At 42.3% G+C, this 14,646-nt stretch carries 9 protein-coding genes; 8 read left to right on the top strand and 1 reads right to left on the bottom strand.

Going from position 1 to position 14,646, the window contains the following annotated elements:
• Window positions 1–16: 16 nt before the first annotated feature.
• Both PCC7418_RS17000 and argS read left to right on the top strand, forming a co-directional pair.
• Complete coding sequence (locus tag PCC7418_RS17000) at window positions 17–1,366, top strand: OB-fold nucleic acid binding domain-containing protein (RefSeq protein ID WP_015227424.1); 1,350 nt, start codon at window positions 17–19, stop codon at window positions 1,364–1,366.
• Between the two features lie 196 nt (window positions 1,367–1,562).
• On the top strand, window positions 1,563–3,317 hold the full coding sequence (gene argS, locus PCC7418_RS16995; RefSeq protein WP_015227423.1) for an arginine--tRNA ligase: 1,755 nt from the start codon (window positions 1,563–1,565) through the stop codon (window positions 3,315–3,317).
• 125 nt (window positions 3,318–3,442) lie between these two features.
• Here argS and PCC7418_RS16990 read toward each other — a convergent pair whose 3' ends face one another.
• Window positions 3,443–4,003, bottom strand: coding sequence for a DUF3172 domain-containing protein (locus PCC7418_RS16990; RefSeq protein WP_041596310.1), 561 nt, complete (start codon window positions 4,001–4,003; stop codon window positions 3,443–3,445).
• A gap of 193 nt (window positions 4,004–4,196) precedes the next feature.
• Between PCC7418_RS16990 and PCC7418_RS16985 the strand changes: the two genes are divergently transcribed.
• The 6 genes from PCC7418_RS16985 (at window position 4,197) to PCC7418_RS16960 (ending at window position 14,628) form a co-directional block, all read left to right on the top strand.
• Entirely contained in the window at window positions 4,197–4,772 is a 576-nt protein-coding gene (locus PCC7418_RS16985; RefSeq protein ID WP_015227421.1) for a Uma2 family endonuclease, read from the top strand.
• A gap of 20 nt (window positions 4,773–4,792) precedes the next feature.
• Window positions 4,793–5,893, top strand: coding sequence for a N(2),N(2)-dimethylguanosine tRNA methyltransferase (locus PCC7418_RS16980; protein WP_015227420.1), 1,101 nt, complete (start codon window positions 4,793–4,795; stop codon window positions 5,891–5,893).
• Window positions 5,894–6,043: 150 nt separating this feature from the next.
• Window positions 6,044–7,054 (top strand): arsenosugar biosynthesis radical SAM (seleno)protein ArsS, encoded by a 1,011-nt coding sequence (gene arsS, locus PCC7418_RS16975; protein ID WP_015227419.1) that lies wholly within the window; start codon window positions 6,044–6,046, stop codon window positions 7,052–7,054.
• Between the two features lie 23 nt (window positions 7,055–7,077).
• Window positions 7,078–7,779 (top strand): TVP38/TMEM64 family protein, encoded by a 702-nt coding sequence (locus PCC7418_RS16970; protein WP_015227418.1) that lies wholly within the window; start codon window positions 7,078–7,080, stop codon window positions 7,777–7,779.
• A 288-nt stretch (window positions 7,780–8,067) separates the two neighbouring features.
• Window positions 8,068–12,777, top strand: coding sequence for a CHAT domain-containing protein (locus PCC7418_RS16965; protein ID WP_015227417.1), 4,710 nt, complete (start codon window positions 8,068–8,070; stop codon window positions 12,775–12,777).
• 75 nt (window positions 12,778–12,852) lie between these two features.
• A complete protein-coding gene (locus PCC7418_RS16960; protein ID WP_015227416.1) occupies window positions 12,853–14,628 on the top strand; it encodes a ShlB/FhaC/HecB family hemolysin secretion/activation protein in 1,776 nt (591 codons plus the stop codon).
• Window positions 14,629–14,646: the final 18 nt, after the last annotated feature.

Genomic DNA, 14,646 nt, shown 5'->3' with positions numbered 1-14,646 from the left:
AAAAAAGATTTACACGATGGTAAAAATTATCAAGCGTCAATCCCTCGGAAGACAAAATGTTTATGATATTGGTGTCGAAACCGATCATAATTTTGTTTTAGCTAACGGTTGTGTTGCGTCCAATTGTTTCAATAAATCTCACTCTACTGCTTATGCTTATGTGACCTATCAAACGGCTTACTTAAAAGCAAATTACCCTGTTGAATATATGGCTGCACTCCTCACAGCCAGCAGTAATAATACAGACAAGATTGAAAAATATATTGATACTTGTCGGCGGATGAATATTGATGTGGAACCGCCAGATATTAATCGTTCTCAAATTGATTTTACCCCCGATAATGAAAAGATTCTGTTTGGTTTATCTGCGGTGAGAAATTTAGGACAAGGGGCAATTGAAAATATTTTAGCAGCCCGAGAAGAAGCGGGAGGAACGTTTACATCTTTAGCCGATCTTTGTGCCAGAATTGATTTACATACGGTGAACCGTCGGGCTTTAGAAGCGTTAATTTATTGTGGAGCATTTGATAAAATTAATTCTAATCGGAATCAATTGTTGCATGATTTAGAACCCGTTCTCAGTTGGGCGCAAAGTCGAGCAAAAGACAAAGCCAGTGGACAAACGAATCTTTTTGAAGCTCTTAATAGTAGTCAAGAAGAGGATCATAATAGATCCGACTATAAAGATGTTCCTACGGCTTCTCCTGTGGAAGATTTTAGTGCCACTGACAAACTGAAACATGAAAAAGATTTATTAGGCTTTTATGTGTCCGATCATCCCTTAAAAACAACGAAACCCGCGAGTGCAATGCTGTCGGCGGTGATGCTAGGAGATCAAGAACATATTCCCAAGAAAAAGCCGATTAGTGCCATTATTTTACTCACAGAGGTGAAGAAAATTATGACGCGCAATAATGAACCGATGGCATTTGTGCAAATGGAAGATATCTCTGGACAAATGGAAGGGGTGATTTTTCCGAGTTCCTATGAACGGATAAGTCCGTATTTAGAAGAAGATGCACGGTTAATTGTTTGGGGAAAAATTGACGAAAAAGATGATCGGTTACAGATGATTATTGATGATGCCGAACCGATTGAACAAGTGAAAATGGTAATGGTTGATTTTAGTTTCGACCAAGCGCGCGATCGCGCTCATCAACAAAAATTACAACAAACTTTAAAACAATTTGTCGCGAAAAAGAATGAAGCGAAAGTTCCAGTCATCGGCAGAATCAAAGTGGGAAACCAACAGCAACTGATTCGCTTTGGACAACAATATTGGGTGAAAGATGCCAACTTGGCCTCTCAGGAATTAAAAGCCCAAGGCTTTCAAGCAGAAGCCAACGCCCTAGTTGCAACTGCCTGATGTAGTAGAATCGTTAAGCAGTGACCAGTGACCAGTCAACTCATAAGGTTAGGAGAGAAAGGAGTTTCAATTTCCTCCCTCTTAACCTTGATCTTTATAGCGTTTCCTAGTTGGTTGAGGTACCAAGCGAGTCGGTGGATGTTCATGGTTCATTGATTAACAACCAACAAATAACAAATAACAAAGAACAAATATTATGTATTCTTTACTTGAACAACTGCGACAATCTTTTTCTCAAGCCCTTGTTAACGCCTTTGGTGAAGACTACGCTGAGACTGATCCGTTAGTCGTTCCCGCAGCAAAACCAGAATTTGGCGATTATCAATCGAATGTTGCTCTTTCTCTGGCGAAACAATTAAAACAAAAGCCGAGAGATACCGCCCAGCAAATTATTGATCATCTCGATATTTCTGAATTATGCGACCCCCCCGAAATTGCCGGACCCGGTTTTATTAATTTAAGACTCAAACCCACCGCCTTACAGAATCTTCTGCAAACGATCGCGCAAGATAGCCAACTCGGTGCGGAAAAAGCAGAAACCCCCCAACGGGTCATTGTTGATTTTTCCAGTCCCAATATCGCCAAAGAAATGCACGTGGGACATTTGCGTTCTACTATTATCGGAGATTGTATCGCTCGGATTTTAGAGTTTCGCGGTCATGATGTTTTACGCCTCAATCATGTTGGTGACTGGGGAACGCAGTTTGGAATGTTGATTGCATATTTACGAGAAGCCTATCCCGAAGCCTTGACGAAAGCAGATGTGCTAGCAATCGGAGACTTAGTGTCTCTGTATCGAGATGCCAAAAAGCGGTTTGATGAGGATGAACAGTTCCAGAAAACAGCGCGGGAAGAAGTGGTGAAACTGCAACGAGGAGAAGAAACCAGCGTTCAAGCATGGAAATTGCTTTGTGAACAATCAAGACGAGAATTTCAGGTCATTTATGATTTGTTGGATGTCGAATTAACCGAACGCGGTGAGTCGTTTTATAATCCCTTTTTATCCGATGTGGTGCAAGAATTGGAAAAAACGGGGTTATTAGAAGAAGACCAATCCGCAAAATGTGTCTTTCTAGAGGGCTTTAGTAACAAATCGGGAGAACGTTTACCCTTGATTGTCCAGAAAAGTGACGGCGGTTATAACTACGCGACAACTGATTTAGCTGCCATTCGCTATCGCATTCGGGAAGATGGGGCGCAACGCATTATTTATGTGACGGATGCTGGGCAGTCTAATCACTTCGCACAGGTGTTTCAAGTGGCAAAACGGGCGGGCTGGGTTCCCGAAACTGTGGAATTGGTTCATGTTCCCTTTGGCTTAGTACAGGGGGAAGATGGGAAAAAACTGAAAACGCGATCAGGGGAAACGGTACGGTTGCGAGATTTATTGGATGAAGCGATCGCGCGATCGCGCCAAGATTTAGAAAAACGCTTTGCCCAAGAAGGGCGGAGTGAAAGCGAAGAATTCATTCAAAAAACCGCCCGTGTTGTTGGCATCAGCGCCGTTAAATATGCTGATCTCAGTCGTAACCGCACCAGCAACTATGTGTTCAGTTATGACAAAATGTTAGCCCTCCAAGGAAATACCGCCCCTTATCTGCTTTATGCTTATGTGCGTGTGCAAGGAATTAGCCGTAAAGGGAATATTGATTTCACCACCCTCGCGAATCAAAGCCTTTCCTTAGAAGATGACAGCGAATTTGTTTTAGCCAAACATATCCTGCAACTTAGCGATATTCTCAAAGAAGTGGAAAAAGACTTGCTTCCCAACCGCTTGTGTCAATATCTCTTTGAACTCTCCCAAAAATTCAATCAATTCTATGATCGCTGTCCCGTTCTACAAGCCGAAGAACCGAAACGTACTTCTCGTTTAATGCTAGCGGACTTAACCGCCCGTACTCTCAAACTCGGCTTATCCTTACTGGGAATTGAGGTTTTAGAACGGATGTAAAAACAGGAGATAATTTAGGCTTTTTGAGAGATCGCCCTCTGAGACTGAAAGGACTCGTTTGGTGGAAATTGTAAGCTGTCTCGATGAATTAAGAATCCAACGTACTTGCCGTTGGAGCGTCAATTTTAGAAGTCATCTCGTTCTGGACTGGGTACAAAGCCACCATTGCCATTATTACGGAAGAACTTACCAGCCGAATCATTCTGATAAACACAATTAACTTCAGGGGAATCCTCTAGTTTCCCCGTAAAGGCAAAGGTATTCATCCGATTTTTACAGTCTCGGACTTGTTCTCTGCTGACTAAATTTTGATCTTCTAAAATTGACCAGTTGGTTCGACGCATCACACAACCAGGAACCATTTTCGGCTGCGTTACATAGACACTAAAGGGACTTAAACTCATATAGACGCGCATATCAGTCACCACCGCACTTGCGCCATATTGTGCACAAAACTCAGGGTTAGGAACACTGCGATCAATAGCGACGGTAGAAGTAACGTTTTCAGTATTGAGATTGGTTGCAGAACTGAAGGTCATCCCCAAACCAATGCCAATAATCAATACTGCGCCAATAATTGCCCAATAAGTCGCATTGAAGGGCGATTGAGAAGACCCTGAACTGCGAGGAGACTCGTCATAGTAGCGACTGGAGGTTGTTGTGCTTCTGCGTGTTTTTCGCGCCATATTTGTTGTTAGTCTGGATAAATGAGGTGTGAGAAATGTTATTTCCATTTTAATAATAGTGGCGACAAGATTGGTTGCCTCTACTGACCAACGGTCATCCGCAGGCTTCGTCATCTCACAGCAGAGTACGGATGACTGACGAAGTCTGATAGAATAAATCCGCACCGACTCTCGTTTCCTCTGGTCATTCTTTATGCCTCCCATTCAAAGCCCTTCTCATTTGTCGTTACAAGACTTTTTAAACTATCCAGAAATTCAACCCGCACGGGAATATATTGCGGGAAAACTTTACCAAAAGCCTCGCCTGAAAGGAAAACAAGAAAGGGTTTTAAATCGTCTGTTGGATCAGATTAATCAAACGGGAAAGCGACAAAAAACAGCAGTTGCTTTTACGGATTTACGCTGTACGTTTGAAAATTATTCCATTGTTCCAGATATTAGTGTGTTTAATTGGAATAATTTGCCAGTTGATGAGAAGGGGAACTTGGTGCGAAACCGTGCTTTAATTCCCAATTGGATTATTGAATTTGCCTCACCCGAAGACAATTCAACCCGCATCATGAATAATATTTTACTCTGCTTAAAAAGAGGATCACAAATGGGATGGTTGGTTGATGTTCACGAACAAAAAGTCATGACCTTTCCGAAAGAGGAACAACCCGATCTCAAAGAAAACGATGATTCCCTACCGATTCCAGCAGGTTTAAGAACCCTGAGTCTGTCTGTGTCTGATGTATTCCATCATAATTCTCTGTCTCGTCGGGAATAGTTTTAAATCAGCCATTTGATGTGTTGTTTCAAGAAAGAAATATAACCTTTAAGATCGGTAATACCTTTTATCGTCCCGCCACTGTAGTGGTCAGAGATTTAGGCGTTCTCGCTGCAACGGTTCAACGACAACAAACGGGTCGCTTGCGGGTGTTGGATGCCATGTCAGGATGTGGCATCAGAGCCTTACGTTACCTCTTAGAAGCAGGTTCAGACTGGGTTTGGGCAAATGAAGCCAACCATGAGGTTGCGCCGATTCTCAAGGCAAATTTAGAGCAGTACCTTAAGCCCTCACAATATCAAATTACCCATACGGATGCGAATCGGATCTTCTTTGATTGCTATTACCGTTCTGATTTTTATGATCTCATTGATCTTGATGCCTTTGGTGCGTTGACTCCCTATCTTTCTACAATCTTGTGGGGAACTAAGCTGGGAGGCTTGGTCTATCTCACTAGTACCGACGGACGCTCGGTGACAGGTAATGCTCCAGAAAACAGTTTAAAGTATTATGGGGCTTATGCTCGATCTCATCCTGCTGCCCATGAACAAGGGTTACGGATGATTATGGGTCGTCTTCAGCAGCAAGCAGCGAGTCAAGGGCGAGGGGTCAAGCCTGTTTTTGCTTACTTTACTGGAGAAACCTATCGGGTGATGATGCGGTTTGTGTCAAAACCTCAACTCACGACAGAAAATTATGGTTGGCTGGGCTATTGTCATCACTGTGGACATTATCAAACTGTGCGCTGGCGACAGTTAGGGAAAGCCTTGTGTCCCCAAGATAGCCAACGATTAGTCGTTAGTGGCCCTCTATGGTTGGGCGCACTCCACGATCGCGCTACTCTAAAATCAATGATCTCGCTTGCGGATGCTTGGAGATGGACGCAACGGGTGAGTTTACTCGAAATCATGCAACAGGAAGCAGATGTCGTCCCCTACTTTTATTCCCTCCAAAAGATTGGGCAAGTGGGACAATTAGATTTGCCTCCGCGCGATCGGCTTATTGCAACCCTACAACAGCAAGGCTATCGCGCCTGTGCCACTCATATCAATCAGCAAGCTCTAAAAACAGATGCAGATTTTAGCACCTGCGTTGCACTTGCCAAGAATATCAGCCATTAGTCAAGTCTAACTCATATCTCAGGAAAAACTCATCTCCTCCCGATTTAATATAATTGTCATTAGTTCTTCGTTCTTCGTTCTTTGGTCACTGGTCACTGTCCTCAACCAACTAGGAAACGCTATATACTGATTAAATATAAGGAGATAAAATTGGTCACAGCTAATCTCAAAAATAATAATCTTATTACCCCCTTTGCAGAAAAAATTGAGAGCCCTCTTACTAAAAATAAAATTCAGGTTTTACAAATCAATTTAGGACGAAAATGTAACTTAGCTTGTACACATTGTCATGTGGAAGCTAGTCCGAAACGAACTGAAGAACTCTCCCCAGAAGTCTGTGATCAAATCATCGAAATAATCAATCGCTTTCCTCAAATTGAAACTGTTGATTTGACGGGTGGCGCACCAGAAATGAACTATGGTTTTCGTCCCCTTGTCGAAGCAGCAAGAGCACAAAATAAAGAAGTGATTGTGCGTTCTAATCTAACCATTTATTTTGAACAAGGCTATGAAGACATTCCGAAATATTGCGCCAATTATCAAACTCGAATTGTTGCCTCTTTGCCCTGTTATTTAGAAGATAATGTCGATCAACAACGGGGGGCTGGGGTTTATAATAATTCCGTTAAAGCATTGCAATGGCTCAATCAACTCGGTTACGGTCAAGATCCTAATTTAATCCTTGATTTAGTTTATAATCCTCCTGTGCCGATTAGCGAAAAACAATTTAGTTTACCTCCACAACAAGAGAAACTAGAACAAGATTACAAGCATTATTTATACGAGCATTTCGGGATTCAATTTAATAACTTATTTACGATTACCAATCTCCCGATTGGACGCATTAAAGACTTTTTGCACCGTTATCAATTACATCAATCTTATCTCAAATTTTTAGAAGACAACTATAATCCTGAAACTGTTCCGAGTGTCATGTGTCGGAATGAACTATCTGTCGATTATCTGGGAAAGATTTATGATTGCGATTTTAACCAGATGGAAAATGTTCCTGCCAAAACAGTAACTGGGGAAAATATAACCCTTAAAACACTATTGGACTTGAATGATCTCGATATTATTAAAACCATTCAAACTCGCCCTTACTGTTATGGTTGCACAGCAGGAAGCGGTTCGAGTTGTGGGGGCGCGTTACTAGCTTAATGTGTCTAATCTAGGGAGTTACCATGAACTCAAAACTGAAATATATAGGAATTGCTGTGATTATTGCTGCTTTAGTTGCTTCCACTCGCTTTATTAATTTCCAAGACATTTTAACCAGTGCTTTAGAGTGGATTAATCGCCTTGGTCCTGCTGCTGCTATTGTCTTTATTGCCATTTATGTTGTTGCTGCGGTTTTGTTTTTCCCAGCTTCAATTTTAACCCTTGGGGCTGGAGTCGTTTTTGGTGTTGTTCAAGGATCAATTTTCGTTTTTATTGGGGCGACCATTGGTGCAACGTTAGCCTTTTTAGTGGGAAGATATCTGGCAAGGGGCTGGGTTGAAAAACGAATTGAAGGGAATCCTAAATTCAAAGCCATTGACCAAGCGGTTGCAGAAGAAGGAATGAAAATTGTTCTTTTAACACGCTTATCTCCTATTTTTCCATTTAATTTACTCAACTATGCCTATGGCTTAACGAAAGTAACCTTGAGAGATTATGTGATTGGAACGTTGGGAATTTTGCCCGGAACAATTATGTATGTTTATGTGGGTTCGTTAGCGAAGAATTTGGCAACGTTAGCATCAGAAAATGTCGAAACTCCTTCAGCAGTAGAATGGGCAATTCGGATTTTAGTCTTGATTACCATTGTTGGCGTGACTTTTTATATTACGAAAATTGCACGAAAAGCCTTAAACCAAAAAGTAGAAACTGAAACTAATCCTTGATCTTATCTTAATGCAACGAGAAGACCCCCGTTATACCAGAGGTTAACGGCAGGGTCGTTTCATTCTCCTGAAATCACCTTCAGGTGGGGAGATGGGGAGACAAAATCCCCCTCCAGCTTCTGTAAATTTTTTTTACAGGAATCACCGTAAAATTTCATGGGGGGTCAAACTAGGGTATCTACTCAAACTTGCGGGGTTATCAGTCACAATCATATAATGATTTTTACCGTTGTGTGATCACTCTGACTGAATTTCTCCAGTGCGATTGTTGTGTGAGGTTTTAAATTTATGCGTGCTTTCCCATCTAAAATAGATTTGGTGTTACGTCAAACGAGTCTCAGCTTACTGCTGTTGATCATTGCCCCCTTTTTTGGCATTGTCTCCACAAAAGATGCTAAAGCACAGAGGATTATTCCTGCTGAGGATGGTACAGGTACAGAAATACAAGATCCCATCGCAACACCAGATGGACGACAGCAGATTAATATTGATGGCGGAACAGTCTCTGGTGAAAATTTATTTCATAGTTTTGAACAATTTGGACTCGATGCGTCTGAAATTGCCAATTTTCTTTCTGATCCAGCTATTGCCAATATTCTCTCCCGAGTCACTAGCGGAGACCCCTCAATTATTAATGGCTTATTGCGGGTTTCTGGAGGAAATTCCAATTTATTCCTCATGAATCCTGCAGGAATTATCTTTGGACCCAACGCTCAACTCGATTTGACTGGGAGTTTTGCAGCAACAACGGCAACAGGAATTGAATTTGAAAATGGGATATTTGGCGCAGTTGGTGCGAATGAGTACAGTGCTTTGATTGGAAACCCGACAGCATTTCGGTTTGAGCAGGATCTAGCCAGTCCGATTATTAATGCTGGTGATCTAGCAGTGATAGAAGGAGAAACCCTGTCTTTAACCGGAGGAAGTGTTGTTAATACGGGGTCTTTGACTGCACCAGGAGGAAATATTTCGATTGCAGTTGTGCCCGGAGAAAGTCGCGTCAGAATTACGCAAGAAGGGCGGATTCTCAGTTTAGAAGTACCGATTCCCCAAGGAGGAAACGGTGAACCTATTGCCATACAACCTTTAGACTTGCCTCAATTACTGACTGTTGGAGAAGGAATTGAAACTGGTCTCAATATCAATGATGGCTCTGTCGAAACTGAATCTGGTGTAGTTATTCCACAAGACGAAAGTGCTATTGTCCCAGGTGAGCTAAACGCAACTTCTGGTCAAGCCAATCTCTTGGCTGATAGCAATCTCTTCATCAATACTGAAGTGATTATTGATGGAGATCTGACCCTCAACAGCCAAGAAAATGTCTTGATTGGGGCAAATATCATCAGCCAAGCCGATAATGAAACAACCTTAGAGGTACAAGCAAATCGCAACATTTCTGTCTTTGGTGATGCTATCGAATCACAGTCTTCTCCTTTCAATGTGATTCTGAATTCTGATCGCGATGGGAATAATAGCGGTGGTATTGTTATTAATCCTGGTTCTCAGATTAACTCTAATGGCGGTGAAATTGTCTTAGGCGGAGGAACCACTCCTCGTGAAACGCCTGCGGTAGGGAGTGAAGAGTTAATTAATGGCGTTCAAATGCAAGGAACACTCAAGTCTGGCGGTGGCGATATCACGATCAGAGGAACAGGGTTTGCAGGTGCTGATAATCAAGAGAGTTCGCCGATTGGTGTTGATATTCAAAATGGAGACCCAGAAAATCCCGCTCAAATCTTAGCAGAGGGGGGTAATCTCACCGTTATGGGTCGTGGTGGAGAGGGTATCGGTTCTAATCTTCGTGGGGTCAATATTGAAGAAGGCTCGGTTATCTCCAGTATAGATGATGGGACGATTATTATCGAAGGAACCGGTGGCAATGGTAGTGATGGTAATACAGGTCTCTTTTTAGGTAATGCCTCTGAAATTACAACCGAAAATGGTGATATTGAACTCCTTGGACAAGGAAGTCTTAGTGCAACTAGCTCTGATAATCGTGGGCTTAATATTCAAGGGGAGTCCCAGATTACTGCTTCTGGAATAGGTAACGTTATTTTAGAGGGTACGGGTGGTAATGGAATCAATAATAATATTGGTATTTTTCTTGATAACGCTACTATTCAAACAGAAACTGGTGATATTCAAGGCATTGGAAAAGGTGGTTTAGAGGCGACTGGAAACGGCAACGACGGGATTTTCATTTTCCAAGAGTCTCAACTGATCTCTTCAGAAGGTGAAGTAAGATTGGAAGCACGGGGAGGAACAAATAATAGCGACAGTATCGAGGTAATTAGTGCTTTATTTGATGCTCCTTTAACTCTACAAACAGCAAATGGCGCGATTAATGGCACGATTGAGGGAGAGAATGAAATTACGCTCAATGCTCTTGATGAAGAGGGTATCATTGAACTCAGTGCTGATATTTCGACCTCCTCTGGTGCAATTACCATCAATGATGCGATTGTCCTCTCTGATGATCAGACCTTAACTGGTGACGGAATTACTTTTAAGGAAACCGTTGATAGTGATAGCCTTGAATCTCCTCGAAGTTTAACTCTCGATACAACTGATAACGGCTCAACCACATTTGAAGAAAGTGTTGGTGGTGAAATACCACTGAACAACTTAGAAACCAATGCTGATGGTCAAACCAATCTCAATGGGGGAGAGGTCAACACAACTAACAACCAGATCTATAATGATCCAGTGATATTAGGGGCTGATACCACACTCAATGGTAACAATATTACCTTGAATGACACAGTTGATAGCAATGAAAATACCCAGCAAGACTTAACCGTTGAAAGCTCGGGAACAACTACATTTGGAGACCGAGTTGGCAGTAAGACACCACTGGATCAGTTAGTAACAGATGCTAATGGTGAAACGAATCTTAATGGGCGAGAAGTCAACACAATTAATAACCAAACTTATAATGACCCAGTGACGTTAGGGGAAAATACCTCAATCAAGGGCAGCAATATTACTTTCGATGCTGATATTGATACTAACGATGAGGGTATCGGGTTAAGAATTGATGCTGAACAAAGTCTCATTACTGAGAAGATTGAAACCAATGGCGGTGATGTTAGCTTAAATGCAGATACAGAAATTCTTACAGGAGCAATTGTAACTAATGGGGGCAATGTCAGGCTTGCCAATACTGAGACTATTTCTGATGCTCGCCAAGAAACCCCTCGCAACCCAGAAGATAATAATGATATTGAAGTCACTTACATCGATACTGAAGGAGGAGATGTAACCGTCATCACTGAGCGATTCTTCCGCGTTACAGAAACGATTGATGGCAATGTTAGTATTTCCAGCGTTGGAGGCGGTAGCGTTACGATTAATCATGGTGGAGATACCAATAACCCCTTTATTGTTGGTGAACCTGATTTGAACAATGGAACTGTTGGGGACATTACCAACCTTGATTTTACGATTGAAGAAGGGGTTTTCCCTTTCACCGAGCTTGAGGGTAATATTGGTCTCATTTCAACCAGAGAGTCCGACCCAGATATAACAAATCCAGATATAACAAATCCAGAAACAAATCCAAAAAGTAATATCGACGGTGAGACGGCTGTTAACTCAGATCCAACTCAACTGACACCAGTGAGCTTAACAGCAAGTCGGACAATTCTTAGCAATATCGAAAAAGAAAGTGGGGTCAAAGCAGCGGTTATTTATGTGCGTTTTACCTCTGTTGTCGAACCGATTGGGAATGGGGAAACTCTTGAAAGCGAACCCTCTGGCAGTCTAGCAGCAGAGTTAGCAGCCAATAGCCAAACCAATACTGTTCCAGAAGAAGAAGCGAGTTCATTATTTGAGGAGTTAGAAGCTGAGAGCTTAACTCCTTATGCCAACTACTATCCTGGCATCAAGGCTTCACCTTCTGTAGTTTCTGCGCCACAATCAACGGATCAAATGGAAATTGTTATTGTGACGGCAGATAACGAGGTGACTCGTACCATTGTGCCCAATATTAAGCGTGAAGCATTTAAGGAAGTCGGCTTGAAACTGCGAGAAGAAGTCCTTCTCAATCAATATCCTGGAATAGTACGCTTACAGAAAATGCGGAACAAGACTCACCTTGAGCCAGCACAAATCCTCTACAACTGGATGATTAAACCCGTTGAAAATCAGTTAGAAGCACAAGAGATTGAAAATCTGGTTTTTGTCTTACCCAGCGAGTTTCGACTGATTCCCTTAGCAACTCTCCATGATGGGGAACAATATCTGGTGCAAAAAGGGTACAGTGTTGGCTTAGCCCCTGCACTCAGCATGATTAATGGACAATATAAGAAAGTCCAACAAGCTGAACTGCTGGCGATGGGAACGTCTGAATTTCCAGAAATTGAAGGAGCTATCCTTGAAAATGAGTTACCGGCAGTTCCCATTGAATTAGAGGAAGTAGTTGACGATTGGGGTGGTGTGAAGTTTGAGGGGGATCAGTTTAGTATCAATCAATTTAATGCGGTTCGTCGGCGCAATCCTTACGGAATTATCCATCTCGCAACTCACGCCAACTTTACAGAATTTAGTCCAGGTTCAAGTTATATTCGCTTCTACGATGATGTTCTTAAGTTAGATCAGATTAATCAACTGAACTTGAAAGATGTTGAGTTATTAACTTTAAGTGCTTGTCGGACAGTGTTTGGGGATCAAAATTCTGAGTTGGGCTTTGCGGGGCTAGCGTATCGAGCAGGGGTGAAGTCGGTTCTTGGGTCTCTCTGGCAAATTGATGATGCTGGAACCCTTGCTTTTATGACTCAGTTTTATGACCAGTTGGATGATGAAAATGTCGCGATTAAAGCGGAAGCTGTTCGTCAAACACAAGTGCAGATGATTGAGGGACGGATTCGCATTGAAGGTCAGCAAATTATTACAGAAACTGAGATGATTAACTTGCCTCCTGAATCCGCCCCAGTCCAGATAGATCTGAGTCATCCCTATTTTTGGTCAGGGTTCACAATTGTGGGTAGTCCTTGGTAAAAGGCTTTATCCTGCTGGTGTATCTATTTCGATTTCCATTTTTCAATTTTATTCTTTCACAAAGGTAATTAGCTTATGCAGTGGTGTTTGAAGAGTGTCCTTTCTAGTGGTCTTTATTTGGTGATTGTGAATAGTGTGGGTAGCGCGATCGCTGCTCCTGAATTGACGGGTTTCGATAATAGTAATCGGGATTCAATTCTCTTAACCCAATCATCCGATCCGAATCCCAATCGCGATCGATTTATTCCATCTGATTCAGAAGATCAGCCTCCAGAAACAGTTGACCCCTCCGAGATTTCAGAACCCAGTGTTCGTCCGATTTCTCCTGAGAATTTAAACCTTGACCCCAAGCAACCGATTACTGTCAATACAATCGAAGTTGAATCCAGTCGAGTCTTTGACCAAGCACAGCTAGAAGCGATTGTTCAAGACCTAGAAGGCACAACCGTTCCTCTAGCAGAGATTGTTAGGGCAGTTAATGAAATTACAGGTCTTTATGTCAGCCAAGGCTATATTACCTCTTATGCTCAGTTAAACCGTCAATCCCTTGCCGAAGGCAATGGCAATCTGGTTATTGAAATTATTGAGGGTTCAGTCACTGTTGAAGTGGAAGAAACAGATCGCTTAAATCCGAGTTATGTGAGGTCTCGTGTTGAACTGGGAACCGATCAACCGTTAAATGTAAATAAATTAGAAGATCAACTGCGTCTGTTAGAAGCCAATCCCTTAATTGATAATGTCGAAGCAACCCTGAAACCAAAAGAAGAAGGCGTAGTGGGTGAAAGCATTCTAGCAATTAAAGTCACAGAAACCGAGCCCTTTTTCGGTAATGCTTATATTGATAACTATTCTCCTCCCAGTGTGGGCGGGGAACGCATTGGCGCAAAGCTCAGTTTTGCCAATTTAACTGGAGTCGGAGACACAATCAGCGCTGAATATTATCAAACATTTAACGGGGGGTCGCAAACCGCCGATTTTCTCTATCGAATTCCAGTTAATGCTAAAAATGGCACAATCCAATTACGGGCAGTCCTGAATGATAACGAAATTACTGAAGATCCGTTTGACGAGTTAGATATTGAAGGGGATTCTGAGCGTTACGAACTGAGTTATCGGCAGCCTCTTTATCGAACCTTTCAGGAAGAATTTGCGCTGTCTGCAGGATTTGCCTTTCGCGATGGGCAAAGTTTTGTTGCGGGTGTTCCTTTCTCCTTTCAAGATGGTCCTCAAGAGGGGACGAGTCGGACTAGTGTACTTAAACTCGGTCAAGACTATGTTCGTCGTCAAGCCTCGGGCGCATGGGCAATTCGTTCACAGTTTAATATTGGTCTGGATATATTTGATGCAACCAATAATGAAGGATCAACCCCAGATAGCCAATTTGTGAGTTGGTTACTGCAAGCCCAGCGCGTACAAGTGTTGAGTCCCAACAATTTTTTAGTGGTGCAAGCAGACTTGCAATTAACGCCAGATAGCCTGCTTCCCTCCGAACAATTCATTATTGGTGGCGGTCAATCCGTGCGCGGTTTTCGTCAAAATGTGCGGGGAGGCGACAATGGATTTCGACTCTCAGTGGAAGATCGCATCACTTTAGAACGAGATGAAGCAGGAAATCCCACCTTGCAGGTTTCTCCGTTTGTAGAAATGGGATCCGTTTGGAATTCTGACGATAACCCGAATTCTCTACCCGATCAAACCTTTATTATTGGTATCGGCAGTGGTGTCTTGTGGCAACCGATTTCTAATCTCGAAGTGCGAGTTGATTATGGCTTACCCTTAGTCGATTTAGACGATCGCGGTGACGATATTCAAGATGACGGAATTTATTTTAGTACCAATTATTCGTTTTAATTCGTCTCTATTGATTCA

It is taken from the genome of Halothece sp. PCC 7418 (assembly GCF_000317635.1).
Classification (GTDB): domain Bacteria; phylum Cyanobacteriota; class Cyanobacteriia; order Cyanobacteriales; family Rubidibacteraceae; genus Halothece.
This window is presented reverse-complemented; position numbering and strand designations above follow the sequence as displayed.